Source organism: Luteimonas sp. MC1825 (assembly GCF_014764385.1).
Lineage (GTDB): Bacteria > Pseudomonadota > Gammaproteobacteria > Xanthomonadales > Xanthomonadaceae > Luteimonas.
In genome coordinates this window covers 1,498,612-1,523,600 of the sequence record NZ_CP061714.1, presented here as the reverse complement: position 1 = coordinate 1,523,600, position 24,989 = coordinate 1,498,612, and the positions used below count along the sequence as shown (strand labels likewise).

Here is a 24,989-nt window from a genome sequence, read left to right as displayed (position 1 = left end):
GCTCAGGCGTCGCGGTTGTGGCGCCGCATCACGCGCTGCTTGTCTCGCGCCCAGTCGCGGTCCCTGGCGGCGTCGCGCTTGTCGTGGGTCTGCTTGCCCTTGGCCAGCGAGATCTCGATCTTGACCTTGTTGCCCTTCCAGTACATCGCGCTGGGCACGATGGTGTAGCCGTCGCGTTCCACCTTGCCGACCAGCATGTCGATCTCGCGACGGTGCAGCAGCAGCTTGCGCGTGCGGCGGTCATCGGCGATGACGTGCGTGGACGCCTGCAGCAGCGGGGTGATCTGCGCGCCGAACAGGAAGATCTCGCCGCTGCGCACCACCGCGTAGCTCTCGGTGATGTTGGCGCGGCCTGCGCGGATCGCCTTGAGTTCCCAGCCCTGCAGCGCCATGCCGGCTTCGAAACGGTCCTCGAGGTGGTACTCGTGGCGCGCGCGCTTGTTGAGCGCGATCGTGCCCCCGGCGCCGCTCTTTCCCTTATCCTTGCCAGCAGTCTTGCCCATCGCGTCATTCTCACACGGCACGGGGCGGGAAAGGAACGCGAGACCGCCTGCCCACATGCCCATCATCAAGCGCTCAGCCCTGGTCGGACACGCCGCGTCGCGGATGTTCGCGCTGGTCAACGACATCGCGGCGTACCCGGCGCGGTTCGCGTGGTGCGATCGTGCCGAAGTGCTCGAGTCCGCACCGGGGCGCGTGCTCGGTCGACTCGAACTCGGCATCGCCGGCATGCGCACCTGGTTCACCACGGAGAACCTGCTCACGCCACCGCAGCGCATCGACATGCACCTGCGCGATGGCCCGTTCAAGCGCCTCGAAGGCCGCTGGGAGTTCCACGCGCTCGACGAGTCGGCGTGCAAGGTCACGCTCAGCCTGGATTTCGAGCCGCGCAGCCGCCTGCTGGCGCCGGCGATGAAGCTCGGCTTCCAGGGGCTGGTCGACCGCATGGTCGATGACTTCGTGCGCATCGCCGACGATCCGGACGCCTGAGGTGCGCGTCGAAGTGGTGCTCGCGTTTCCACGCACGCACCACAGTGTGCAAGTGGAACTGCGCGACGGCGCGCGCGTGGCCGACGCCATTGCCGCCTGCGGCCTGCCGCTGCAAGCAGTGGCTTGCTACGCGGTGTTCGGTGAGCGTGTCACCGCCACCACCGCGCTGCGCGATGGTGACCGGGTGGAGCTGTTGCGGCCGCTGCAGGTCGACCCCAAGGATGCCAGGCGGCTGCGCGCCGCGCGTCGCCGCTGAGCGGTCAGCGCGTCTTTTTCTTGTCGCGCGCGAGGTTGGGGCCGAACGAGCGCCGCACGTCCTTGATCAGTTCGTCGTCGCGATCGGGGAACTGGTCGCCTTCCCACTTGGCCAGCGTGTCGCCCTCGAACCACAGCGTGAGGTTGTGCACCTCGGTCTTGCCGATGCGGCCGGTGCGCTCGCTGGCGGTGTAGTCCCAGCGCTCCTGGTGGAACGGGTCCTGGACCGATGGCGTGCCGAGCAATGCCGACACCTGCTGGCGGTTCATGCCCGCCTGCAGCTGTGCGACGTCGCTGCTCTTCAGCAGGTTGCCCTGGTAGATCGGCTGTTTGTAGACGAGCCCGCAGCCAGTGGCGAGGCAGGCGACGATGACGGGGACGAGGAGCTTGCGCATTGGAACCCAGGACGGCGGAAATCCCCGCGATGATACACTCGCCGAGCCGCCGCGACCGGCTCCACGGCAGCTGGCACCCCAATCGCCAATGAACGGAACAGGCATGGAAACCCATGAGCTTCGCAAGGCCGGGTTGAAGGTCACGCATCCCCGGATGCGCATCCTGCAACTGCTCGAGCAGAAGACCGCGCACCACCACATGACCGCCGAGGACATCTATCGCCACCTGCTGGAAGGCGGCGATGAAATCGGCCTCGCCACCGTCTACCGGGTGCTGACCCAGTTCGAGGCGGCCGGGCTGGTGCTCAAGCACAATTTCGAGGGCGGCACGGCGGTCTACGAGATCGACCGCGGTGGCCACCACGACCACATGGTCGACGTCGACACCGGGCGCATCATCGAGTTCGAGAGCCCGGAGATCGAGGAGCTGCAGAGCAGGATCGCCGCGCAGCACGGCTACATCCTCGAAGAGCACTCGCTGGTGCTGTACGTGCGCAAGAAGCGCTGACCGCAGGCCTCAGCCGGCGACGTCCACGCCCCCTGTCGCCGCATCGCGCAACAGCCGCCTGGCGGCCGCACGCGCCTCGCGGCTGACCTCCACCCCGCCCAGCATGCGCGCCAGTTCTTCCTGGCGTTCGCCGTCGTCGAGCAGGCGCACCGCGCTCTGGGTGACGCCACCGCGTTCGGCCTTGCTGACGCTGTAGTGCGCGTGGCCCTGGGCCGCGACCTGCGGCAGGTGGGTCACGCACAGCACCTGGCGCCGGCTGCCGAGGTCGCGCAGCTTCTGGCCGACGATCTCCGCCACGCCGCCGCCGATCCCGGAATCGACTTCGTCGAAGACCATGGTCTGCACCGCGTCGAGGCCCAGCGCGGCGACTTCGATGGCCAGCGAAATGCGCGACAGTTCGCCGCCGGATGCGACCTTGCGCAGCGGTCGCGGCGGCTGCCCGGCGTTGGCCGACACCAGGAACTCGACGCGCTCGGCGCCCTGCGCATCCGGAGCGTCCCCGGCGGTGGGTTCCAGCGCGACTTCGAATCGCCCGCCGCCCATGCCCAGTTCGCCGACGAGCGCGGTGGTGGCGACAGCCAGTGCCTTGCCGGCGCGCGCGCGCGCCTTGCCCAGTGCCACGGCGGCCTTGCGCCAGGCCTCCGCGGCGGCATCGATCTCGGTGCCCAGGCTGCCGAGGCGCCGCGCCGAGGCGTGCAGTGCCTCGTGTTCGGCGGCCAGTGCGTCACGCTGCGCGGCGAGCCCTTCGGGTGCCACGCGGTGCTTTCGCGCCAGGTCGTGCAGGCGCGCGAGGCGGCGCTCGTGGTCCTCGAGCTGCGCGGGGTCGAGGTCCAGGTCGGCGCGGATGCGGTCGAGCAGGATCGCCGCCTCGTCCAGCTGGATCGCGGCACCCTCGAGCATGGATTGCACCTCGCCCAGGCGCGGCTCGTGGTCCTGCAGCCGCGCCAGCCCGCCGCGCAGCTGGTGCAGCTCGGCGGGCAGCGCGCCGTGGCCGTCACCGAGGCGGGCGAGGGCGACGTCGCAGGCGTCGACCAGGGTGGTGGCATGGGCCTGGCGGCGATGCGCGGCGGCGAGCGCGCTGATGGCGTCCGCATCCAGGTCCTCGCGCTCGAGTTCGCCCAGCTGGTGGCCGAGCCAGTCGATGCGGTCGGAGACATCCCCTGCGGCGGTCAGTTGCTCGCGTTCGCGCAGCAGCGCGGCCCAGCCGCGCGCTGCGGCGGCCACCGCGGCCAGCAGCGCCTCGTGGCGGCCGAAGGCGTCGAGCAGGGCGAGCTGGCTGGCGCGCGACAGCAGCGCCTGGTGCTCGTGCTGGCCATGGATCTCGACCAGGTGAGCCGCCAGCGCGGCCAGTTGCGAGAGCGTGGCCGGGCGTCCGTTGATCCACGCCCGCGAACCGCCATCGGCGCGCAAGGTGCGGCGCAGCTGGCAGGCCTCGCCGTCGTCGAACTCCTGTTCGCGCAGCCAGGCCTGCGCGGCCGGCGAGCCGGCGAGGTCGAAGTCGGCGTCGAGCTCGGCGCGCTGCGCGGCATGCCGGACCATGCCGCTGTCGGCGCGCTGGCCCGACAGGAAGCCGAGGGCATCGACGAGCAGCGACTTGCCGGCGCCGGTCTCGCCCGACACCACGGTCAGACCGGCCCCGAACTCGAGCTCGGTGGCGGCGACGACGGCGAAATCCTTGATGGAGAGGCGCTTGAGCATGGGACGCGATTGTGCCGCGAGGGACGGCAGGCTGCCATCGCCGCGTCGCAGCGCTTGCGACTCGGAGCCGGGCGACATATACCCCCGGGATGTCCCGACGCCGCGATGACCCCCTCGATGCCCGCGCACGCCAGCTGCTGCGCACCCTGATCGCGCGCCACATCCGCGATGGCGAGCCCGTGGGTTCGCAGACCCTGGCCCGCCACGCCGGCCTGGATGTCAGCCCGGCGACCATCCGCAACATCCTCGCCGACCTGGAGGAGGTCGGGCTGCTGGCGGCACCGCACGCGTCGGCCGGGCGCGTGCCCACGCCGCAGGGCTACCGCGTGTTCGTCGACTCGCTGCTGCAGCTGAGCCCGCTGCAGGAGCCGGAACTGGCACGCCTGCGCGGCGAGCTGGCGACCGGCGGCGGCACGCAGTCGCTGCTCGGCAGCGCGTCGGAGCTGGTCTCGGCGATGACCCGGTTCGTGGGCGTGGTCAGCGTGCCGGGACGCGGCCAGTTCGCGTTCCGGCAGATCGATTTCGTGCCATTGGACGGCCAGCGGGTGATGGCGATCGTGGTCTTTGCCGACCATGAGGTGCAGAACCGCATCGTGCTGACCCGGCGCCCCTACGGCCCGGCCGAACTCGAACAGGTGGCCAACTACCTCAACGCCAATTTCGCCGGCCGCCCGCTGCACGAGATCCGCGCCACCCTGGTCAGCGACCTGCGCGCCGCGCGCAGCGAAATGGAGGGCCTGCTGCGGGCGACCACCGAAATCGCCGAGCAGGTGCTGGTGCCCGGCGACGAGGACGTGGTGGTCTCCGGCCAGGCGCGCCTGCTCGGGGTGCAGGACCTGGCCGACGTCGAGCGCCTGCGCGAGCTGTTCGACGCCTTCGCGCAGAAACGCGAAATACTGCAGCTGCTGGAGCGCACGGTGAAGGCACCGGGCGTGCGCGTGTTCATCGGTGAGGAGACCGGGCTGGCGCCGCTGGCCGGCATGTCGCTGGTGACCGCTCCGTACGGGGCAGGGGGGCGCGTACTGGGGGTGCTCGGGGTCATCGGCCCCACGCGAATGGCCTACGACCGGGTGATTCCGGTGGTGCAGGCCACCGCCGACATGCTGGGCAATGCCTTGAATCCGGAGCCGCCATCCCCACAAAGTGCGGACCGCGACACTCCCGGACCCTGACAGCGATGACCAACGAACAGACGCCCGACGATACCCTCGAGGCCGCCGACACCATTCCGCACGACGAACTCGAGGCCCTCCGCGGCGAGCTCGAGCAGCTGCGCGCGCAGTCCCTGGTGGAGCGTGCCGACCTTGACAACCAGCGCAAGCGCCTGCAGCGCGATGTGCAGAATGCCTGCCGGTTCGCCAACAAGCAGTTGCTCGGCGACCTGCTGCCGGTGTTCGACAGCCTCGACGCGGCGCTGCTCGCGGGCGCAGCCGACGATCCGATGCGCACGGGCATGGAGCTGACGCTGCGCGAACTGCTGCGCGTCACGGCCAGCCAGGGGCTGGTGCAGCTCGCGCCGGCTCCTGGTGATGCGTTCAACCCCGACCAGCACCAGGCGATGAGCGTGGTGGACGCCGCAGGCGTTCCCGCCGGCGCGGTCGCGCAGCTGTTCCAGAAGGGCTACCAGCTCAACGAACAGCTGCTGCGCCCGGCGCTCGTCGCCGTGGCCCGCGACGACTGAATCCGCGCCCCCGGCGCTTGAAGGCGCCCGCCGCGTCCCCAGATAGCAGTCATCGGCGGCTTGCCGCCCCCCAGACAAACCTCAAAGAGGCATACATCCCATGGCAAAGATCATTGGCATCGACCTGGGCACGACCAACTCGTGCGTGGCGATCATGGACGGCGGCAAGGCCCGCGTCATCGAGAACAGCGAGGGCGACCGCACCACGCCCTCCGTCGTCGCCTACACCAAGGACGGCGAGGTGCTGGTGGGTGCGTCGGCCAAGCGCCAGGCGGTCACCAACCCGCAGAACACCTTCTACGCGGTGAAGCGCCTGATCGGCCGCAAGTTCACCGACGCCGAGGTGCAGAAGGACATCGGCCTGGTGCCGTACGCCATCGCCCAGCACGACAACGGCGACGCCTGGGTCGCGACCAGCGACGGCCGGAAGCTGTCGGCGCAGGAAGTGTCCGCGCGTATCCTGGAAAAGATGAAGAAGACCGCCGAGGACTACCTGGGCGAGAAGGTCACCGAAGCCGTCATCACCGTGCCTGCGTACTTCAACGACTCGCAGCGCCAGGCGACCAAGGACGCCGGCCGCATCGCCGGGCTCGACGTCAAGCGCATCATCAACGAGCCGACCGCGGCCGCGCTGGCCTATGGCCTGGACAAGGACGGCGGCGACCGCAAGATCGCCGTGTACGACCTCGGCGGCGGCACCTTCGACATGTCGATCATCGAGATCGCGGAAGTCGACGGCGAGAAGCAGTTCGAGGTGCTCGCCACCAGCGGCGACACCTTCCTCGGTGGCGAGGACTTCGACAAGCGCGTCATCGACTACCTGGTCGACGAGTTCAACAAGGACCAGGGCATGGACCTGCGCAAGGATCCGCTGGCCCTGCAGCGCCTGCGCGATGCCGCAGAGCGCGCAAAGATCGAGCTGTCCACCGCGCAGCACACCGAGGTCAACCTGCCGTACGTGACCGCCGACGCCTCGGGCCCGAAGCACCTCAACATCAAGCTGACGCGCGCCAAGCTGGAGGCGCTGGTCGAGGACCTGATCAAAAAGACCATCGAGCCGTGCCGCACCGCGCTCAACGACGCCGGCCTGCGTGCCAGCGACGTCAACGAGGTGATCCTGGTCGGCGGCCAGACGCGCATGCCGAAGGTGCAGGCGGCGGTCGCCGAGTTCTTCGGCAAGGAGCCGCGCAAGGACGTCAACCCCGACGAGGCGGTCGCCATCGGCGCCGCGGTGCAGGGCGGCGTGCTGGCGGGCGACGTCAAGGACGTGCTGCTGCTCGACGTGACCCCGCTGAGCCTCGGCATCGAGACCCTGGGTGGCGTGTTCACCAAGATCATCGAGAAGAACACCACGGTGCCCACCAAGGCCTCGCAGACCTTCTCCACCGCCGAGGACAACCAGTCCGCGGTCACCGTGCACGTGCTGCAGGGCGAGCGCGAGCAGGCCCGCTACAACAAGTCGCTGGCCAAGTTCGACCTCACCGGCATCGACGCCGCGCCGCGCGGCATGCCGCAGGTCGAGGTGTCGTTCGACATCGACGCCAACGGCATCGTGCACGTCACCGCCAAGGACAAGAAGACCAACAAGGAGCAGAAGGTCGAGATCAAGGCCGGCTCGGGTCTTTCGGACGAGGAAATCCAGCGGATGGTGGCCGATGCCGAAGCGCACCGCGAGGACGACAGGAAGTTCCACGAACTGGTCGGCGCCCGCAACCAGGCCGACGCCCTGGTGCACGGCACGCGCACGGCGATCAAGGACAACGGCGACAAGGTGCCGGGCGACGTGATCGGCCGGGTCGAGGCTGCGATCGCCGACGTCGAGACCGCCATGAAGGGCGACGACAAGGTGCAGATCGAGGCCAGGACCAAGGTGCTCGAGGAGGCCGCGCAGGCGCTCTTCGCCGCCGCGGCCCAGCAGGGTGGTGGCGATGCGGGTGGCGATGCCGGTGCGCCGGCGGCCGGCGACGACGTCGTCGATGCCGAGTTCACCGAGGTCAAGGACGACGACTCCAAGGCCTGACCGCCATCGGTATGTGACGTCGGGAACCGTGGCTGCGTATGCGCGGTTCCCGATGTCGTTTCCGCGCCCGGTTGCACGGGTGCGTCGCCCGACACAGATGACCACTGATCCATGAGCAAGCGCGACTACTACGAAGTCCTCGGCGTTGCCCGCAACGCCGGCGACGATGAACTGAAGAAGGCCTATCGCCGCAGCGCGATGAAGCACCACCCTGACCGCAATCCGGGCAACCACGAGGCCGAGGCCGCGTTCAAGGAGTGCAAGGAGGCCTATGAAGTGCTGTCCGACGGCGGCAAGCGCCGCATGTACGACCAGCATGGCCACGCCGCGTTCGAGCACGGCATGGGCGGCGGCAATGCCGGTCCCGGCCAGCCGGACATGGGCGACATTTTCGGGGACATCTTCGGCAACATCTTCGGCGGTGCTGGCGGCGGCACGCGCGGCCCGCGACGCGGCGCCGACGTCGGCTACGTGATGGAACTCGACCTCGAAGAGGCGGTGGCGGGCGTCGAGCGCCGCATCGAACTGCCCACGCTGGCCGCCTGCGATCCCTGCAACGGCACCGGCTCCGAGGACGGCAAGCTCGAGACCTGCGACACCTGCCAGGGGCGTGGCCAGGTGCGGTTCCAGCGCGGCATCTTCTCGATGCAGCAGCCGTGCCCGCATTGCCACGGCCGCGGCCAGACCTTCAAGTCGCCGTGCCCGTCCTGCCGCGGCAACGGCCGAGTCGAGGAAGAGAAGGTGCTGTCGGTCAAGATCCCGGCCGGCGTGGACAACGGCGACCGCATCCGCCTCTCGGGCGAGGGCGAGGCGGGGCCTCCCGGCACGCAGCCCGGCGACCTGTACGTCGAGGTGCGCGTGCGCCCGCACCCGATCTTCGAGCGCGACGGCGACGACCTGCACTGCGAAGTGCCGATCCGCATCGGCCAGGCCGCGCTCGGTGACACCACGCGCGTGCCGACGCTTGGCGGCGAAGCGGAGATCCGCATTCCCGCAGAAACCCAGACCGGCAAGGTCTTCCGCCTGCGCGACAAGGGCGTGAAGTCGGTGCGCAGCCGCGCGCCGGGCGACCTCTACTGCAAGGTGGTGATCGAGACCCCGGTCAACCTGACCAACCAGCAGCGCGAGCTGCTGGAGCAGCTGGAAGCGACGTTCGTCGGCGATGGCGCGCGCCGCCACTCGCCCAAGGCCAGCACCTTCGTGGATGGCGTCAAGGGCTTCTGGGAACGCATGACGTCCTGAGCACCACGCGCTGGCCCTGACCTTGCCGGCGGCGTGCACCGCCGCTAGCCTTGCGTGATGCCGTCCCCCATCCGATTGATGCTCCATGGCGCCAGCGGGCGCATGGGCCACGCGCTCATGCGCCTGTGTGCCGACGGTGCGGTTCCGGGCTGCGTGGTGGTGGCCGCGGTGTCGCGCCGGCCGGCCCAGCGCGTGGTGGATGGCGTGCCGCATTTCGCCGCCGCGGAACTGCGCGGTGTCCCCGCGTTCGACGTCGCGGTCGACTTCAGCCTGGCCGAAGCCTTCGACCAGGTGCTCGCGCTTTGCGTGGAGCGGGGCGCCGGGCTGGTGTCCGGCACCACCGGCCTGTCCGCGGCGCAGTGCGACGCGCTCCAGGCGGCCGCGGCGCGCATCCCGCTGGTCTGGGCGGCCAACTTCAGCCTCGGCGTGGCGCTGCTGGAGGAACTGGTGGAGCGCGCGGCGGCCACGCTGCCCGGGTGGGACTGCGACATCGTCGAGGCGCACCACGTCCACAAGAAGGATGCGCCTTCGGGCACGGCGCTGGCGCTCGGTGCCGCGGCCGGGCGCGGGGGCCTGGATCCGCGCTACGCCAGCCTGCGCGCCGGCGACATCGTCGGCGAGCACACCGTGCAGTTCACCGGGATCGGCGAGCGGATCGAACTGGTGCACCGCGCGACCAGCCGCGACGTGTTCGCCCGTGGCGCGCTGCACGCGGCATCGCGCCTGCACGGCCGCGCGCCCGGCAGTTGGCGGCTGCGCGACCTGCTGTAGCGGGGCGCGCGTTCAGTTCCGGCACCCTGCCGCTGGCGCCTGGGGTCGCGGTTCCGTATCATTCCCGCTCGCCTGATTCACATGTCCCGGCGCCGGATTCCACCGGCTCCGGCGGCTTCCTGCAACCCCACGTAGGCGACCTTCGTGACCCCACCTGCAATCCTCGCGCTTGAAGACGGCACCGTCTTCGAAGGCGTCTCCATCGGCGCGCCCGGCCTTTGCGTCGGCGAAGTGGTGTTCAACACCGCGATGACCGGCTACCAGGAGGTCGTCACCGACCCCTCGTACGCGCGCCAGATCGTCACCCTGACGTATCCGCACATCGGCAACACCGGCTGTACCGCCGAGGACGACGAGGGCGCGCGCGTCTGGTCGGCCGGCCTGGTGGTGCGCGACGTGCCGCGCCGGCCCAGCAGCTGGCGCAGCCAGGTCGCGCTGCCCGAGTGGCTCGCCGATCGTGGCGTGGTGGCGATCGCCGGCATCGACACCCGTCGCCTGACGCGCCTGCTGCGCGAGCGCGGCGCCCAGAACGGCGCGGTGATGGCCGGCGACATCGACGCCGCCCGCGCCATCGAGGCGGCGCGCAAGTTCCCCGGCCTGAAGGGCATGGATCTCGCCGAGGTGGTCAGCACCCCCGGCCGCTACCAGTGGCGCGAAGGCCAGCTCGACCTCGACAGCGGCGCGTGGACCCAGGTGGAACCGCGCTTCAAGGTGGTGGCCTGGGATTACGGCGTGAAGCGCAACATCCTGCGCATGCTGGCCGAGCGCGGCTGCGACGTGACCGTGGTGCCGGCGCGCACGACGGCGGAAGAGGCGCTCGCGCTGCGCCCCGATGGCGTGTTCCTGTCCAACGGTCCTGGTGACCCGGCGCCCTGCGATTACGCGATCGAGGCGATCCGCGGCTGCCTGGCCGCGAAGGTGCCGACATTCGGCATCTGCCTGGGCCACCAGCTGCTCGCGCTGGCGGTCGGCGGGCGTACGCTGAAGATGGCCAACGGCCACCATGGCGCCAACCATCCCGTGCAGGACCTCGATACCGGGCGGGTGATGATCACCTCGCAGAACCACGGCTTCGCGGTCGACGAGGCATCGCTGCCCGCGAACGTGCGCGTGACGCATCGTTCGCTGTTCGACGGCACCAACCAGGGCATCGAGCTTCTCGACGCGCCTGCCTTCAGCTTCCAGGGACATCCGGAGGCCGCTCCGGGCCCGCACGATGTCGCGCCGCTGTTCGACCGCTTCGTGGCGGCGATGGCCGCGCGCGGCCAGACAACCTCAGTCATTCCGGGATAAGCAATGCCAAGGCGCAGCGACCTCAAGACCATCCTCATCATCGGCGCGGGCCCGATCGTCATCGGCCAGGCGTGCGAGTTCGACTACTCCGGCGCGCAGGCCTGCAAGGCGCTGCGCGAGGAGGGCTACAGGGTGGTCCTGGTCAACTCCAATCCGGCGACGATCATGACCGACCCGGATACCGCCGACGCGGTGTACATCGAGCCGATCACCTGGCAGATGGTCGAGAAGATCATCGAGAAGGAGCGCCCGGACGCGCTGCTGCCCACCATGGGCGGGCAGACCGCGCTGAACTGCGCGCTGGACCTCGCCGACCACGGCGTGCTGGAGAAGTACGGCGTCGAGCTGATCGGCGCCAGGCGCGAGGCCATCATGATGGCCGAGGACCGCGAGCTGTTCCGCGTCGCGATGGCCGAAATCGGCCTGGAATGCCCCAAGGCCGAAGTGGCGCGCACGTTCGAGCAGGCCGTGGCCACCCAGGCCAAGGTCGGCTACCCGACGATCATTCGCCCGAGCTTCACCCTCGGCGGCAGCGGCGGCGGCATCGCCTACAACAAGGAAGAGTTCGAGGAGATCGCCAAGCGCGGCCTCGAGCTGTCGCCGGTGGGCGAGATCCTGGTCGAGGAATCGGTGCTGGGCTGGAAGGAGTTCGAGATGGAGGTGGTCCGCGACACCGCGGACAACTGCATCATCGTCTGCTCGATCGAGAACCTCGACCCGATGGGCGTGCACACCGGCGACTCGATCACCGTCGCGCCCGCGCAGACGCTCACCGACAAGGAATACCAGCGCCTGCGCCAGGCCTCGATCGCGGTGCTGCGCAAGATCGGCGTCGACACCGGCGGCTCCAACGTGCAGTTCGGCATCAACACCGAGACCGGCCGCGTGGTGGTGATCGAGATGAACCCGCGCGTGTCGCGATCGTCCGCGCTGGCCTCCAAGGCCACCGGCTTCCCGATCGCCAAGATCGCGGCCAAGCTGGCGGTCGGCTACACGCTCGACGAGTTGAAGAACGACATCACCGGTGGCCGCACGCCGGCGTCGTTCGAGCCGAGCATCGACTACGTGGTGACCAAGATCCCGCGCTTCGCGTTCGAGAAGTTCCCGCAGGCCGACTCGCGGTTGACCACGCAGATGAAGTCGGTGGGCGAGGTGATGGCGATCGGCCGTACCTTCCAGGAATCGCTGCAGAAGGCGCTGCGCAGCCTGGAGACCGGCAAGGTCGGGCTCGACCCCACCGGCCTCGACCTCACCAGCGAGGACGACCTGGTGGTGCTGAAGCGCGAGCTGCGCGAGCCGGGCCCCGAGCGCCTGTTCCACATCGCCGATGCGTTCCGCGCCGGCATGTCGGTCGAGGACGTGCACGCGCTGTCGTGGGTCGATCCCTGGTTCCTGGACCAGATGGAAGACATCGTGGCCGCGGAGCGCGAGGTAGCCGCGCGCGGCGTCGATGCGCTCGATGGCGCACGCCTGCGCGCGCTCAAGCGCATGGGCTTCGCCGACGCGCGCCTGGCGCAGCTGGTGCAGGTGGAGGAGAAGGCGATCCGCGCGTTGCGCCGCGCCTTCGGCATCCGTCCGGTGTACAAGCGCGTGGACTCCTGCGCCGCCGAGTTCGCCACCACCACGGCCTACATGTATTCGACCTACGAGGACGAGTGCGAAGCCGCGCCTTCCACGCGCGACAAGATCATCGTGCTCGGTGGCGGGCCGAACCGCATCGGCCAGGGCATCGAGTTCGACTACTGCTGCGTGCACGCCGCGATGGCGCTGCGCGAGGATGGTTACGAGACCATCATGATCAACTGCAACCCGGAGACGGTCTCGACCGACTACGACACCTCCGACCGCCTGTACTTCGAGCCGGTGACGCTGGAAGACGTGCTGGAGATCGTGGAACTCGAGAAGCCGAAGGGCGTGATCGTGCACTACGGCGGACAGACGCCGCTGAAGCTCGCGCGCGCGCTGGAAGCCAACGGCGTGCCGATCATCGGCACCTCCCCGGATTCGATCGACCTGGCCGAGGACCGCGAGCGCTTCCAGAAGCTGGTCGACACGCTCGGCCTGAAGCAGCCGCCCAACCGCACCGCGCGCAGCGCCGAGCAGGCGCTGCTGCTGGCGCGCGAGATCGGCTACCCGCTGGTCGTGCGCCCGAGCTACGTGCTCGGCGGCCGCGCCATGGAAGTCGTGCATGCCGATGCCGATCTAGCGCGCTACATGCGCGACGCGGTCAAGGTGTCCAACGATTCGCCGGTACTGCTCGACCGCTTCCTCGACAACGCCGTGGAAGTCGACATCGACGTGATCGCCGACAAGGACGGTGCGGTGCTGATCGGCGGCGTGATGGAGCACATCGAAGAGGCGGGCGTGCACTCCGGTGACTCGTCGTGCTCGCTGCCGCCGTACTCGCTGTCCGCGGACACCCAGGCGCGGCTGCGCGAGCAGGTCGCGCAGCTGGCGCGCGCGCTTGGCGTGGTCGGCCTGATGAACACCCAGTTCGCGGTGCAGGCGGGCGATGACGGCGAGGACGTGATCTTCCTGCTGGAAGTGAACCCACGTGCCTCGCGCACGGTGCCGTTCGTGTCCAAGGCCACCGGCATCCCGCTGGCCAAGATCGCGGCGCGCTGCATGGCCGGCAAGACGCTGGCCGAGCTCGGCGCGACCGCCGAGGTGATCCCGCACTACTACTCGGTGAAGGAGGCGATCTTCCCGTTCGCCAAGTTCCAGGGCGTGGACCCGATCCTCGGCCCGGAAATGCGTTCGACTGGCGAAGTGATGGGCGTGGGCCGCAGCTTCGGCGCCGCATTCGCGCGTGCGCAGGAAGCGGCCAGCATCCGCGCGCCCGAGCCGGGCAAGGCGTTCATCTCGGTGCGCGACCCCGACAAGCAACGCGTGCTGCCGGTCGCGCAGGCGCTGCTCGAGCGCGGCTTCAGCCTGGTCGCCACGCGCGGCACGGCGCAGTGGCTGCAGCAGAACGGGCTGGCCTGCGATGTCGTCAACAAGGTCATCGAAGGCCGCCCGCACGTGGTGGACCTGATCAAGAACGGCGAGATCGCCTACATCGTCAATACCACCGAAGGACGGCAGGCGATCTCCGATTCGTTCTCCATCCGGCGCGAGGCGCTGCAGCAGCGCGTGACGTACTCGACCACCATTGCCGGTGCGCGGGCGTTGCTGCACTCTCTGGAATATCGCGGCACGGGTCCGGTGTGGGCCCTGCACGAACTGCATGAGGAACTGAAACAGGCATGAGACCCCCCATTACCGCGCAGGGCGCGCAGCGGCTTCGCGCCGAGCTCGAGGAACTCAAGTCGGTGCAGCGGCCCGCGGTGATCAATGCGATCTCCGAGGCGCGCGCGCATGGCGATCTCAAGGAGAACGCCGAGTACCACGCCGCACGCGAGCAGCAGGGCTTCATCGAGGGTCGCATCAAGCAGCTCGAGGGCGAGCTGTCGCACGCCCAGGTGATCGACATCGCCACGCTCGACGTGGGCAGCAAGGTCGTGTTCGGCGCCACCGTGGTGCTGGCGGATGTCGAGACCGACCAGGAAAAGCGCTACCAGATCGTTGGCGACCTGGAGGCCGACATCAAGCTCGGGCTGATCGCGATCTCCTCGCCGGTGGCGCGGGCGCTGATCGGCAAGCACGAGGGCGACGAAGTCAGCATCGACGCGCCCGGCGGCACCGTCGAGTACGAGATCGTTTCCGTCAGCTACGGCTGATCCGGCGATGGCGCCGGCTTCCGTGACACTGCTGCTCCCGGCCGCCGCGCGGCTGGGGCGGCAGCGCCTGTCCACGGGCGCTGCGGCGATGCTGGCCCGCGGGGACCGCCTCGCCGCCGGCGAGCCCGGGCGCCGTGCGCAGCTGCTACGGCATTTCCCGCTGGTCGGGCAGGGCTGGCCAATCGCGGCGCTGTCGCGAAACGCGGACGTCGGCGATGCCGTAAGCGCGGCCTGGCTGCGTGCGGATCCGGCCTGGTTGCGCCCCGACATCAACGGCGTGCGGCTGATGGCCCACGGGGAGGCGCTGGCGCTCACCGCCGCCGACTGCGAAGCGCTGCTGCCCGCGCTGCGCCCGCTGTTCGGCGATGCCGGCTTCACGCTCGACGCGCCGCACCCGTCGCGCTGGTACCTGCGCCTGCCGCGCGAGGCGAAGATCCCGGCGTTCTCCGATCCCGGTGACGCGCTTGGCGAAGACATCTTCGAGCACCTCGACACCAGCCCCGAAGGGCGGCGCTGGCGCACGCTGGCCAACGAGGTGCAGGTGACCCTGCACAACCATCCCTGGAATGCGGCGCGCGTGGCGCGCGGGCAGTCGCCGGTGAACGCGCTCTGGTTCTGGGGCGGCGGCACGTTGCCGCCGGTGGCCCTCGGCGGCGGCGCGCAGGCCGGTAAGCACGGCTTCAGCGATGACGACACCGCGCGCGCACTGGCGACCGCCGGCGGACGCGGCACGGCGCTGCCGCCGCGGTTCGCCGCGGAGGCCGGCGTGTATGACATCGAAGGCACGCGCGACCTGCAGTGGATCGAACGCGACTGGCTGCAGCCCGCGCTCGAAGCGCTGCGTGCCGGCGCGATCAACGTCGTGGAACTCGACGACGGCGACGGTTGGCGCCTGCGCCTGCGACGCTGGCATGCGCTGCGAGTGTGGCGTCGCGGCGCCGCCTGGCCCGCCGCTTGAGCGCGGTCCGCAGCATCCGACGGCGACCCGCTGCCGCCGCGCCGGCCGCGACGACCACATGGCCGGCGGACATGCCGCCCCTGCTGCAGCGGATCTACGCTGCGCGCGGCGCGCACGACGTCGACAGCGCGCGGCCACGCCTGGCCGGCCTGCTGCCGCCCGAGGGCATGCTCGATCTTGATGCCGCTACCGCGCTGCTGGCCGACGCCATCGCTGCCGGGAACCGCATCCTGGTGGTCGGCGATTTCGACTGCGACGGCGCCACGGCGTGTGCGGTCGCGGTGCGCGGGCTGCGCATGCTCGGCGCGCGCGAGGTGCTGCACGCGGTGCCCAATCGGGTGGCGCACGGCTACGGCCTGTCGACCTCGCTGGTGGCCGAGCTTGCACCGTTGCAGCCCGACCTGCTGGTCACCGTCGATCACGGCATTGCCTGCCACGCCGGTATCGATGCCGCGCGCGCCCTGGGCTGGCAGGTGCTGGTCACCGACCACCACCTGCCGGGCGAACGCCTGCCCGCCGCGCACGCCATCGTCAATCCGAACCGCGCCGGGGACGGCTTTGCCAGCAAATCGCTGGCCGGCGTTGGGGTGATGTTCTACGTGCTGCTGGCGCTGCGCGCGCGCCTGCGCGCGGAAGGCCGACTGGATGGAAACGGCCCCGACCTGTCCACGCTGCTCGACCTGGTGGCGGTGGGCACCGTGGCCGACCTGGTGCCGCTCGACGCCAACAACCGCGCCCTCGTGTCGGCGGGGCTGCGCCGGCTGCGTGCCGGCCGCGGCTGCGCGGGACTCAATGCACTGATCGAGGTCGCCGGGCGCCAGGCCGCCACGCTGGGAGCGGGCGATATCGGCTATGCCGTTGCGCCCCGCCTGAACGCCGCCGGGCGCCTGGAAGACATGGCGCTCGGCATCGAATGCCTGCTGTGCGACGAGCCCGAGCGCGCACGCGAACTCGCGCAGCGCCTGGACGCGATCAACCGCGAACGCAGGGTGGTGCAGCAGACCATGCTGGACGAAGCCGAGCTGGCCCTGTCGACCGATGCGCTCGACGCGTACGGCCATGACGGCGGCGGCCGCGCGGCGGTGTGCGCGTTCGACGCCGGCTGGCATCCCGGCGTCGTCGGCCTGGTGGCGTCGAAGCTCAAGGAGCGCCTGCACCGGCCAGTGGTCGCCTTCGCGCCGGCGGAGGCGGGCAGCACCAGCCTGCGCGGATCGGCGCGCTCGATTCCAGGGTTCCATGTGCGCGATGCGCTGGCGGCGGTCGACGCCCGCCATCCCGGCCTGATCGCGAAGTTCGGCGGGCATGCCATGGCGGCGGGGCTGAGCCTGGACCTGGCCGACCTGCCTGCCTTCGAAGCGGCGTTCCACGCCCACGCCGAAGCCATGCTCGACGCCAGCGCGCTTCTCGCCGTCATAGACAGCGATGGCGCCCTCGCATCCGGCGAGTTCGACCGCGCCCACGCCGAAGCCCTGCGCGACGGCGGGCCATGGGGGCAGGGATTCCCCGAGCCGCTGTTCGATGGCGAGTTCGACGTGCGCGACTGGCGCGTGGTCGGCGAGCGCCACCTCAAGCTGACGCTGGGCGTGGCGGGCCTGCGCACGGCGCTTCCCGCCATCCACTTCGGTGCCTGGCGCGGCGAAGCGCCGCCGGCGCGCGCGCGCCTGGCCTACCGCCTGGCGCCCGACGACTACCGCGGCGGCGATGCCATCCAGCTGGTGGTCGAGCACTTCGAAGCCTGCTGATCCGGCAGCAGGTCGCGGGCTATCGCTGAATACGCGGCACTCGCATAATCCGCTGGCGCGACCGGGCCAGACGCGGCGTCTGCCACGGAACTTCCAAGGATTCCCTGCATGCGAAACGAGACAAAGACGCTGGCGCTGGCCGTCGCAATGGGCCTGTCTCTGGCGGGCACCACGGCCACGGCGGCCGGCCCCGCCACCACGCCGATCACACCCGGGCAGCAACTGCGTGGCGAGATCACCAGCGCCGACCTCCTGAACTGGCGCGACGGCACGCGCAGCGAACTGTTCGGCGTAGCGCTGAAGGCCGACCAGGGCGTGCGCTTCGTGGTCGAAGGCCCGCTGCGGGCGCAGCTGTCGCTGTACCTCGACGGACAGCTGCTGCGCACCTCCTCCGCCGAGTCCGAGACGGCCACGCTCGCCGTGCGCGCATCGCGCGCCGGCCGCTACGTGCTCGCGGTGAGCGGCAGCGACGCTTCGGCGTACGGCCCGTTCACGCTGGCGTCGTCGGAGCTGCAGGTCTACGGCGGTGGCGAACTGGCGAGCGGCGCATCCATCACCGACTGGCTGGACGGCAGCAAGCGCATTCCCCTGCGCATCGATCGAGAAGGCATGTACTCGGTGCGCATGGCATCCGACGAGTTCGACACCGTGCTGGGCCTGGAGGGCAATGGGCTGTCGCTCGGCAGCGACGATGCCGACGGCAGCAACTCGCAGCTCACCGCGCGTCTCGTTCCTGGCACCTACACCCTGGTGGCCTCCGGCTACGAGGGGCAGGCGGGTGGGCAGTACGAGCTCTCGGTCGCCGAGCGCGAGCTTCCGGCTGGCGTGACCGTGGCCAGCGACGGCGATCTGGTCGCCGGCAACGATGTGACCGCGCTGTACCAGGGGCAGCCGGTGACCTACCGCCTGCGCCTGGCGGAGCGGCAGCTGGTCGCGATCGACATGCGCAGTCCCGAGCTGGATTCACGCCTGCAGCTGACCGGCGAAGGGGTGCTGATCGACGACGACGATGGTGGCGAGCGTCTCGACGCGCGCATCGCGACGGTGCTGGGCGCCGGCGACTACGCGGTGCGCGCATCCGCGTTCAACGTGCAGGGCGGGGCAGGGCTGTTCACGCTGGCGGCGCGCCTGTCGCCGGTGCCTGCCGATGCGGGCGGCGGCCGCCTTGAGGTGGGCCAGGCCCGCGAGGCCACCCTGCTGCCGGGCATGACCGACCGCTACAGCTTCAACGTCGCGCGCGCCGGCACCTACCTCATCGAGATGGCCTCGAATGACGGCGTCGATGCGCACCTCAGGCTCCTGCGGGCTGGCGAGCCGCTGGCGGAAGACGACGATGGTGGCGGCGGGTTCGATTCGCGCATCGCGCACACGCTGGAGGCGGGCGACTACGTGCTCGAGGCGTCGTCGGCAACCGGTGGCGAGGGTGGTCGCTACCGGGTGCAGGTCCAGCGTCGCTGAGGGCGCAGCCGGGACTCCGTGCAACGGGGGGGCTGCACGGAAGGGCGTTCGTGCGCCGCGCTCGCGTGCAGCCGCCACTCCGTGAAATGCGGCGCGCGGCCGGTTTCAGCCGGCCGCGCCGCTGGAATTGCTAGAATCCGCCTCTTTCCACGCGGATCGACCAGCACATGATCGAGCTCAATCCCGTCCGCCAGCGCATCGCCGACCTCAAGGGCCGGCTGGATTCGCTCAGGGGGTTTCTTTGACTACGATGCCAAGCGCGAACGCCTTGAAGAGGTAGAGCGCGAGCTCGAGAATCCCGATGTCTGGAACGACCCCGCCCGCGCGCAGGCGCTTGGCCGCGAGCGCTCGCTGCTGGACAAGACGGTCAACGGCATCCGAGACATGACCGACGGGCTGGTCGGCGCCGCGGAACTCCTTGACCTGGCCGAGGACGAGAACGACGACGACACCGCGGACGCGGTGGTGAGCGACGTCGAACGGCTGGCCGGACAGGTCGAGAAGCTCGAGTTCCAGCGCATGTTCTCCGGGCAGATGGACTCGGCCAACGCCTTCGTCGACATCCAGGCCGGTGCCGGTGGTACCGAGGCCCAGGACTGGGCCGAGATCCTGCTGCGCATGTACCTGCGCTGGTGCGAGCAGCGCGGCTGGAAGACCGAGCTCATGGAAGTCAGCGGCGGCGATGTCGCCGGCGTGAAGTCGGCCACGTTCCGCGTAGAAGGCGAATACGCCTACGGGTGGCTGAAGACCGAGATCGGCGTGCATCGCCTGGTGCGCAAGTCGCCGTTCGACTCCGACAACCGCCGCCACACCAGCTTCACCTCGGTGTTCGTGTCGCCGGAAGTCGATGACGACATCGATATCCAGATCAACCCGGCCGACCTGCGCACCGACGTGTACCGTTCTTCCGGCGCCGGCGGCCAGCACGTCAACAAGACCGAATCGGCGGTGCGCATCACCCACATCCCGACCAACACCGTGGTCGCCTGCCAGACCGGGCGCAGCCAGCACCAGAACCGCGACACCGCGATGAAGATGCTTGCCGCCAAGCTCTACGAGCTCGAAGTGCAGAAGCGCAACGTCGAGAAGGACGCGCTCGAAGCCACCAAGTCCGACATCGGCTGGGGCAGCCAGATCCGCAACTACGTGCTCGACCAGAGCCGCATCAAGGACCTGCGCACCGGCATCGAACGCTCCGACACCCAGAACGTGCTTGATGGCGACCTCGATGAATTCATCGAGGCCAGCCTGAAGACCGGCCTCGAAGCCGGCTCCAAGCGCACCGACGCGGCCTGACCGCGCCATCCATCCGGGGCGCACGCCGCTCCCTCCAGCAAAGAACGCCATGACCCACGCCGCCAAGCCCGCCCCCGTCGACGAGAACGCACTGATCGCGGAGCGTCGCGGCAAACTCGCCGCCCTGCGCGGCCAGGGCGTGGCGTTTCCCAACGACTTCCGGCGCACCGACCATGCCGGTGACCTGCAGGCCGAGTACGCCGACAGCGACGCCTGGGATGCCGCCGCTCTGGAAGCCACTGGCCGGCGCGTCGCGATGGCCGGGCGCATGGTCGCCAAGCGGGTGATGGGCAAGGCGGCGTTCGCCGAGGTGCAGGACGTCAGCGGGCGCATCCAGCTGTTCCTGCAGGCCTCCACGCTGGGCGAGCGCTACGACGCGTTCAAGGGCTGGGACGTGGGCGACATCGTCGCCGTCGAAGGCGGGCTGACGCGCACCCGCACCGGCGAACTGTCGGTGCGCGCCGACACGCTGCGGCTGCTGACCAAGTCGCTGCGCCCGCTGCCCGACAAGTGGCACGGGCTGGCCGACGTCGAGCAGCGCTATCGCCAGCGTTACGTCGACCTGATCGTGTCGCCCGACGCGCGCGAGGTGTTCGTCATGCGCTCGCGCATCGTGTCCTCGCTGCGGCGCTGGCTGGATGCGCGCCGCTTCCTCGAGGTCGAGACGCCGATGATGCATTACATCGCCGGCGGCGCCACCGCGCGCCCGTTCGCCACCCACCACAACGCGCTCGGCCTGGACCTCTATCTGCGCGTGGCGCCCGAGCTGTACCTCAAGCGTCTGGTGGTCGGCGGCTTCGAACGCGTCTACGAGATCAACCGCAACTTCCGCAACGAAGGCGTCAGCACGCGCCACAATCCCGAATTCACCATGCTCGAACTGTACGAGGCCTACGCCACGTACATCGAGGTGATGGACCTGACCGAGGCGATGATCCGCGACGTGGCGGGCGACGCCACCGGCGGCACGCGGTTCGCGTGGGACGGCCACGACATCGACCTCGCGCCGGCGTTCCGCCGCTGGAAGCTCGAGGACGCCGTGCGCGAACTCAACCCGGAGATCAGCGCCGCCGACTGCCGCGACCGCGACGCGCTGGCGCGGCACTGCGAGCGGCTGCGGGTCGCGGTGAAGCCGGGCTACGGCTGGGGCAAGCTGTTGCTCGAGATCTTCGAGAAGACCGTCGAAGGCGGACTGGTGCAGCCGACCTTCATCACCCACTACCCCGTGGAAGTGTCGCCACTGGCGCGCGAATCCGACAGCGAGCCCGGAATCACCGACCGCTTCGAGCTGTTCATCGGCGGCAAGGAAATCGCCAACGGCTTCTCCGAGCTCAATGACCCCGAAGACCAGATGGCGCGCTTCCAGGCGCAGGTCGAAGCCAAGGCCGGCGGTGACGACGAGGCGATGCATTACGACGCCGACTACATCCGCGCGCTCGAGGTCGGCCTGCCGCCCACCGGTGGCCTGGGCATCGGCATCGACCGTCTCGTGATGCTGATCACAGGTTCGTCCTCGATCCGCGACGTACTGTTGTTCCCGTACATGCGGCCAGAAGCGCACCCCAGCCACGAGTGACGTCCAGCGTCACCGTTTGACCGTTGCCAGCGTCAAGTGACGTATGCTCCGGTGGGCGATCGCCGCTGCAGGGGTGCAGTGCAAGGCACAGGAATTGCTTGTTTCCGGGAGACCGCGAGCAAGTTGGGGATCACCGGGGAGCGTCAGGGAGCCAGCGCATTTGAATATCGTCATCGTCGACGACCAGACATCCGCACGCACCATGCTGCGACACATCCTCGAGGACATCAGCCCTGAACTCGAGGTGCTGGACTTCGGCGACCCGCAGGTGGCACTGCGCTGGTGCGAGGACAACCGTCCCGACCTGCTGCTGCTCGACTACCGCATGCCGGTCATGGATGGCCTGGAGTTCGCGCGCCGCTTCCGCCGCCCGCTGCTGCACCGCGACGTGCCGATCGTGCTGGTCACCGTGGTCGGCGATGAACCCATCCGCCAGGCGGCGCTCGACTCGGGCGTGATCGACTTCCTGGTCAAGCCGGTGCGCCCGCGCGAGTTGCGCGCGCGCTGCCGCAACCTGTTGCAGCTTCGCCAGCAGTCCGAATCGGTCAAGCAGCGCGCGCTCTCACTCGAGCAGCGGCTGCTGTCGAGCATGCACGAGGTCGAGGAGCGCGAGCGCGAGACGCTGACCCGGCTGGCCCGCGCCATCGCCTACCGCGACGCCGGCACCAGCGCCAACCTCGAGCGCCTCGCCGCCGTGGCCGCGATCGTCGCGGATGGCATGGGCATGATGGAGGATGAGGTGCGGGTGATCGAACTCGCCGCGCCGCTCCACGACATCGGCAAGATCGCCATTCCCGACGCGATCCTGATGAAGCCGGGCCCGCTGACCGCGGAAGAGACCTTGCTGATGCGCAAGCATCCGGAAATCGGCCACGAGCTGCTCAAGGACAGCCAGAACCGCTTCATCCAGGCCGGCGCGACCATCGCGTTGCGGCACCAGGAGCGCTATGACGGCAGCGGCTATCCGGACGGCCTGGTCGGCGAGCAGATCCCGGTCGAGGCGCGCGTGGTGGCAGTGGCGGACGTGTTCGACGCGCTGGTGTCCAAGCGCCCCTACAAGCGTGCCTGGACGATCGACGAGACCTTCGGGTTCATCAGCGGCCACAGCGGCACGCTGTTCGATCCGCGCTGCGTGGACGCGCTGGTGCGCAACCGGGTGCGCGTCGAGGAGGCATGCGCCCGCTATGCGCCACCCCTGCCAGCAGTGGTCGCCGCGGACTGACCCGCGTGAGGCGCGCCCTGCAATGGGCCAGGCTTCGCCTGGCCAACCGCCCCGACAGCGAGCACGCGCAGGCGATCGTGCGCCTGTTGATGCTGGTGGTGGTGGAGGCGTACCTGCAACTGGTGGTCAGCGGGCGGCCTGACGTCGCGCAGGCGCTGCGGCTCTCGCAACAGTTGCTGGCCGTGGAATTCGTGGTCGCGCTCGCCGTGGTTGGCTGGCTGCTGGCCCGGCCCGGCGTGTCCGCGCCACGCCGCGTGCTCGGCATGGTCGCCGACTACAGCCTGATGGGCATCGGCATGTACCTGCTGGGCGACCTGCTTGCCTGGCTGTACGTGGTCATCATGTGGGTCACCGTGGGCAACGGCCTGCGCTATGGCTCACGCTGGCTGCATGCGGCGATCGGCTTCGCGGTGGTGTCGTTTGGCGCGGCGCTGCTGGCAACCCCTTACTGGCAGGAGAATGCCCGGCTGGGCTGGGGCCTCCTCGCCGGCCTGGTCGCGGTGCCGCTGTACCTGAGCTCGCTGCTCAATGCCCTGGTGAAGGCCACCGAAGCCGCCAAGGCGGCCAACGAAGCCAAGAGCCGCTTCCTCGCCAACATGAGCCACGAGTTCCGCACGCCGCTCAACGGCATCGTCGGCATGTCGGAGTTGCTGTCGGCGACGCCACTCACCGCCGAGCAGCGCGACACGGCCGAAGTGATCCGGACGTCGGCGCGCGCGCTGCAGGCGCTGGTGGACGAGGTGCTCGACATCTCGCGCATCGAGGCCGGCAAGTTCGACCATACCGACGCCGATTTCGCGGTCCGCGAACTGGTGAAGGGCGTGCAGGTCATGCTCGAGCCGGGCGCGCACGCCAAGGGCCTGGCGCTGGGCATGGACATCGCCAGCGACATCCCCAAGATCCTGCACGGCGATGCCAACCACCTGCGACAGATCCTGGTGAACCTGCTGTCGAATGCCATCAAGTTCACCGATTGCGGGCGTGTGGCACTGCAGGTGGCAATGGCGTCCAGCGGCGCCGACAAGGTCTGGCTGCGGTTTTCCGTACGCGACACCGGGATCGGCATTCCCGCGGGCTCGCTGGACAGGATCTTCGACGCATTCGAGCAGGTGGATACCGGCTTGGCGCGGCGCCATGGCGGCACCGGCCTCGGCACCACCATCGCCAAGGCGCTGACCGAGCAGATGGGCGGCACCATCGGCGTCGAAAGCGAAGCAGGCGTCGGATCGCACTTCTGGGCGGATCTGCCGTTCGCGACGGTGGTCCACGACGACTCGGCGGCCAACCTCGACAACGTCATCGCCTTCGACGATCCGTTCGTGCGCCACCGTGCGCGTGTGCGGCCGATGCGGATCCTGGTGGCCGACGACCAGGGGGCGAACCTCATGGTCATGCGCCGGCTGCTGGAAAAGGCCGGCCATCGGCCGCAGATGGTCGATGACGGTGACGACGTGCTGGTGGCACTGGAATCGCAGGCATTCGACGCGGTGATCATCGACCTGCACATGCCCGGCGCGAGCGGCCTGGAGATCCTCAAGCAGGCCCGCTTCATGGAGGCGGGGCGCAAGCGCACGCCATTCATCGTGCTGACCGCGGACGCCACCGCCGAAGCCCGCGACGCCTGCGAACGCGCCGGCGCCTACGCATTCATGACCAAGCCGGTGATGGTGGAGCGCCTGCTGGAGCGCCTGGCGGCGATCGCCGACGGCGTGGCCCCGGGCCAGCCGGCAGTCGAAATGCCGCAAGCCACCGCCGGCCGCGCCGCGATGGACAAGAGCGTGATCTCGCAGCACATCCTCGACGAACTGCGCGAGATGGGGTTGGGCGAGGTGTTCGTGCAGCGTTTCCTGGTCGAGTGCGCGCGTGACGCGCGCAAGTGCGTCGCCGACCTCGACGTGGCGGGTGCCGCCGGCAACTGGGAGGAATTCCGTGACGCCTGCCATGCGCTCAAGGGCGCGGCGGGCAACATGGGCGCGGTGCGCCTGGCCGACACCGCGTCGGAGGGCATGCGCATGTCCGCCGACCGCCTGTTGCGCGAATGGGCGGGCATCGTGCGGATGGTGCGGCAGCAGCTCGAGCAGGCGCTGACGGCGCTGCGCGAGCGCGGGGACCTCTCGCGGGCCGACGCAGGCGTCGGCCCCGAGAGTGCGTGAGCACGGACTACT

21 protein-coding genes are annotated in these 24,989 nt (G+C 69.7%); 18 read left to right on the top strand and 3 right to left on the bottom strand.

Annotated elements, in window-relative coordinates; translation table 11 throughout:
- Positions 1–2: 2 nt before the first annotated feature.
- Entirely contained in the window at positions 3–503 is a 501-nt protein-coding gene (smpB, locus tag IDM46_RS07020) for an SsrA-binding protein SmpB (RefSeq protein ID WP_182821091.1), read from the bottom strand.
- A gap of 55 nt (positions 504–558) precedes the next feature.
- Between smpB and IDM46_RS07015 the strand changes: the two genes are divergently transcribed.
- Together IDM46_RS07015 and IDM46_RS07010 are read left to right on the top strand one after the other, a co-directional pair.
- Positions 559–990 (top strand): type II toxin-antitoxin system RatA family toxin, encoded by a 432-nt coding sequence (locus IDM46_RS07015; protein ID WP_182821093.1) that lies wholly within the window; start codon positions 559–561, stop codon positions 988–990.
- Positions 953–1,246, top strand: a complete 294-nt coding sequence (locus IDM46_RS07010) for an RnfH family protein (RefSeq protein ID WP_185115300.1) — start codon at positions 953–955, stop codon at positions 1,244–1,246. The genes IDM46_RS07015 and IDM46_RS07010 overlap by 38 nt, the downstream gene beginning before the upstream one ends.
- 4 nt (positions 1,247–1,250) lie before the next feature.
- On the opposite strand, the gene bamE is transcribed toward IDM46_RS07010, so the two are convergent.
- Positions 1,251–1,640, bottom strand: coding sequence for an outer membrane protein assembly factor BamE (gene bamE / locus IDM46_RS07005; protein WP_185115299.1), 390 nt, complete (start codon positions 1,638–1,640; stop codon positions 1,251–1,253).
- A 103-nt stretch (positions 1,641–1,743) separates the two neighbouring features.
- Here bamE and fur point away from each other — a divergent pair, with 103 nt between their 5' ends.
- Positions 1,744–2,148: a ferric iron uptake transcriptional regulator gene (gene fur / locus IDM46_RS07000; protein WP_182821099.1), complete on the top strand. Its 405-nt coding sequence runs from the start codon at positions 1,744–1,746 to the stop codon at positions 2,146–2,148.
- Between the two features lie 9 nt (positions 2,149–2,157).
- Here fur and recN read toward each other — a convergent pair whose 3' ends face one another.
- Positions 2,158–3,846, bottom strand: a complete 1,689-nt coding sequence (recN, locus tag IDM46_RS06995; RefSeq protein WP_182821101.1) for a DNA repair protein RecN — start codon at positions 3,844–3,846, stop codon at positions 2,158–2,160.
- Between the two features lie 89 nt (positions 3,847–3,935).
- On the opposite strand from recN, the gene hrcA reads away from it, so the two are divergent.
- The 15 genes from hrcA to IDM46_RS06920 all read left to right on the top strand — a co-directional run bounded on the left by hrcA (position 3,936) and on the right by IDM46_RS06920 (position 24,977).
- A complete protein-coding gene (hrcA, locus tag IDM46_RS06990) occupies positions 3,936–5,018 on the top strand; it encodes a heat-inducible transcriptional repressor HrcA (RefSeq protein ID WP_182821104.1) in 1,083 nt (360 codons plus the stop codon).
- A 5-nt stretch (positions 5,019–5,023) separates the two neighbouring features.
- Complete coding sequence (gene grpE / locus IDM46_RS06985) at positions 5,024–5,527, top strand: nucleotide exchange factor GrpE (RefSeq protein ID WP_182821106.1); 504 nt, start codon at positions 5,024–5,026, stop codon at positions 5,525–5,527.
- Positions 5,528–5,627: 100 nt separating this feature from the next.
- Positions 5,628–7,547 (top strand): molecular chaperone DnaK, encoded by a 1,920-nt coding sequence (dnaK, locus tag IDM46_RS06980; RefSeq protein WP_185115298.1) that lies wholly within the window; start codon positions 5,628–5,630, stop codon positions 7,545–7,547.
- A 111-nt stretch (positions 7,548–7,658) separates the two neighbouring features.
- The gene (dnaJ, locus tag IDM46_RS06975; protein WP_185115297.1) at positions 7,659–8,789 is read left to right on the top strand and encodes a molecular chaperone DnaJ; all 1,131 of its coding nucleotides are present in this window, start codon (positions 7,659–7,661) and stop codon (positions 8,787–8,789) included.
- A gap of 57 nt (positions 8,790–8,846) precedes the next feature.
- A complete protein-coding gene (gene dapB, locus IDM46_RS06970; protein WP_185115296.1) occupies positions 8,847–9,560 on the top strand; it encodes a 4-hydroxy-tetrahydrodipicolinate reductase in 714 nt (237 codons plus the stop codon).
- Between the two features lie 144 nt (positions 9,561–9,704).
- Positions 9,705–10,853, top strand: coding sequence for a glutamine-hydrolyzing carbamoyl-phosphate synthase small subunit (carA, locus tag IDM46_RS06965; RefSeq protein WP_185115295.1), 1,149 nt, complete (start codon positions 9,705–9,707; stop codon positions 10,851–10,853).
- A 3-nt stretch (positions 10,854–10,856) separates the two neighbouring features.
- Entirely contained in the window at positions 10,857–14,102 is a 3,246-nt protein-coding gene (gene carB / locus IDM46_RS06960) for a carbamoyl-phosphate synthase large subunit (RefSeq protein ID WP_185115294.1), read from the top strand.
- An 8-nt stretch (positions 14,103–14,110) separates the two neighbouring features.
- On the top strand, positions 14,111–14,572 hold the full coding sequence (gene greA, locus IDM46_RS06955) for a transcription elongation factor GreA (RefSeq protein WP_182823687.1): 462 nt from the start codon (positions 14,111–14,113) through the stop codon (positions 14,570–14,572).
- A gap of 22 nt (positions 14,573–14,594) precedes the next feature.
- Positions 14,595–15,530 carry a phosphoglycerate mutase gene (locus IDM46_RS06950; RefSeq protein ID WP_185115293.1) on the top strand — a complete coding sequence of 312 codons (936 nt, stop codon included), beginning with the start codon at positions 14,595–14,597 and terminating at the stop codon, positions 15,528–15,530.
- A 71-nt stretch (positions 15,531–15,601) separates the two neighbouring features.
- Positions 15,602–17,272 (top strand): single-stranded-DNA-specific exonuclease RecJ, encoded by a 1,671-nt coding sequence (gene recJ / locus IDM46_RS06945; protein ID WP_185115292.1) that lies wholly within the window; start codon positions 15,602–15,604, stop codon positions 17,270–17,272.
- A 108-nt stretch (positions 17,273–17,380) separates the two neighbouring features.
- Entirely contained in the window at positions 17,381–18,730 is a 1,350-nt protein-coding gene (locus IDM46_RS06940; protein ID WP_182821123.1) for a hypothetical protein, read from the top strand.
- A gap of 167 nt (positions 18,731–18,897) precedes the next feature.
- Positions 18,898–20,026 (top strand): peptide chain release factor 2 gene (gene prfB / locus IDM46_RS06935; protein ID WP_182821126.1). Its coding sequence is split into 2 segments (ribosomal slippage): positions 18,898–18,972 and positions 18,974–20,026, totalling 1,128 coding nucleotides; the frame shifts between segments, so codons are not numbered across the junction.
- A 49-nt stretch (positions 20,027–20,075) separates the two neighbouring features.
- A complete protein-coding gene (gene lysS / locus IDM46_RS06930) occupies positions 20,076–21,602 on the top strand; it encodes a lysine--tRNA ligase (protein WP_185115205.1) in 1,527 nt (508 codons plus the stop codon).
- Between the two features lie 160 nt (positions 21,603–21,762).
- Complete coding sequence (locus IDM46_RS06925; RefSeq protein ID WP_223877924.1) at positions 21,763–22,824, top strand: two-component system response regulator; 1,062 nt, start codon at positions 21,763–21,765, stop codon at positions 22,822–22,824.
- 5 nt (positions 22,825–22,829) lie between these two features.
- Positions 22,830–24,977 carry an ATP-binding protein gene (locus IDM46_RS06920; RefSeq protein WP_182821133.1) on the top strand — a complete coding sequence of 716 codons (2,148 nt, stop codon included), beginning with the start codon at positions 22,830–22,832 and terminating at the stop codon, positions 24,975–24,977.
- Positions 24,978–24,989: the final 12 nt, after the last annotated feature.

Coding starts and splice junctions, on each gene's coding strand:
- smpB (WP_182821091.1), bottom strand. CDS start 503: ATGGGCAAGACTGCTGGCAAGGATAAGGGAAAGAGCGGCGCCGGGGGC.
- IDM46_RS07015 (WP_182821093.1), top strand. CDS start 559: ATGCCCATCATCAAGCGCTCAGCCCTGGTCGGACACGCCGCGTCGCGG.
- IDM46_RS07010 (WP_185115300.1), top strand. CDS start 953: ATGACTTCGTGCGCATCGCCGACGATCCGGACGCCTGAGGTGCGCGTC.
- bamE (WP_185115299.1), bottom strand. CDS start 1,640: ATGCGCAAGCTCCTCGTCCCCGTCATCGTCGCCTGCCTCGCCACTGGC.
- fur (WP_182821099.1), top strand. CDS start 1,744: ATGGAAACCCATGAGCTTCGCAAGGCCGGGTTGAAGGTCACGCATCCC.
- recN (WP_182821101.1), bottom strand. CDS start 3,846: ATGCTCAAGCGCCTCTCCATCAAGGATTTCGCCGTCGTCGCCGCCACC.
- hrcA (WP_182821104.1), top strand. CDS start 3,936: ATGTCCCGACGCCGCGATGACCCCCTCGATGCCCGCGCACGCCAGCTG.
- grpE (WP_182821106.1), top strand. CDS start 5,024: ATGACCAACGAACAGACGCCCGACGATACCCTCGAGGCCGCCGACACC.
- dnaK (WP_185115298.1), top strand. CDS start 5,628: ATGGCAAAGATCATTGGCATCGACCTGGGCACGACCAACTCGTGCGTG.
- dnaJ (WP_185115297.1), top strand. CDS start 7,659: ATGAGCAAGCGCGACTACTACGAAGTCCTCGGCGTTGCCCGCAACGCC.
- dapB (WP_185115296.1), top strand. CDS start 8,847: ATGCCGTCCCCCATCCGATTGATGCTCCATGGCGCCAGCGGGCGCATG.
- carB (WP_185115294.1), top strand. CDS start 10,857: ATGCCAAGGCGCAGCGACCTCAAGACCATCCTCATCATCGGCGCGGGC.
- recJ (WP_185115292.1), top strand. CDS start 15,602: ATGCCGCCCCTGCTGCAGCGGATCTACGCTGCGCGCGGCGCGCACGAC.
- IDM46_RS06940 (WP_182821123.1), top strand. CDS start 17,381: ATGCGAAACGAGACAAAGACGCTGGCGCTGGCCGTCGCAATGGGCCTG.
- lysS (WP_185115205.1), top strand. CDS start 20,076: ATGACCCACGCCGCCAAGCCCGCCCCCGTCGACGAGAACGCACTGATC.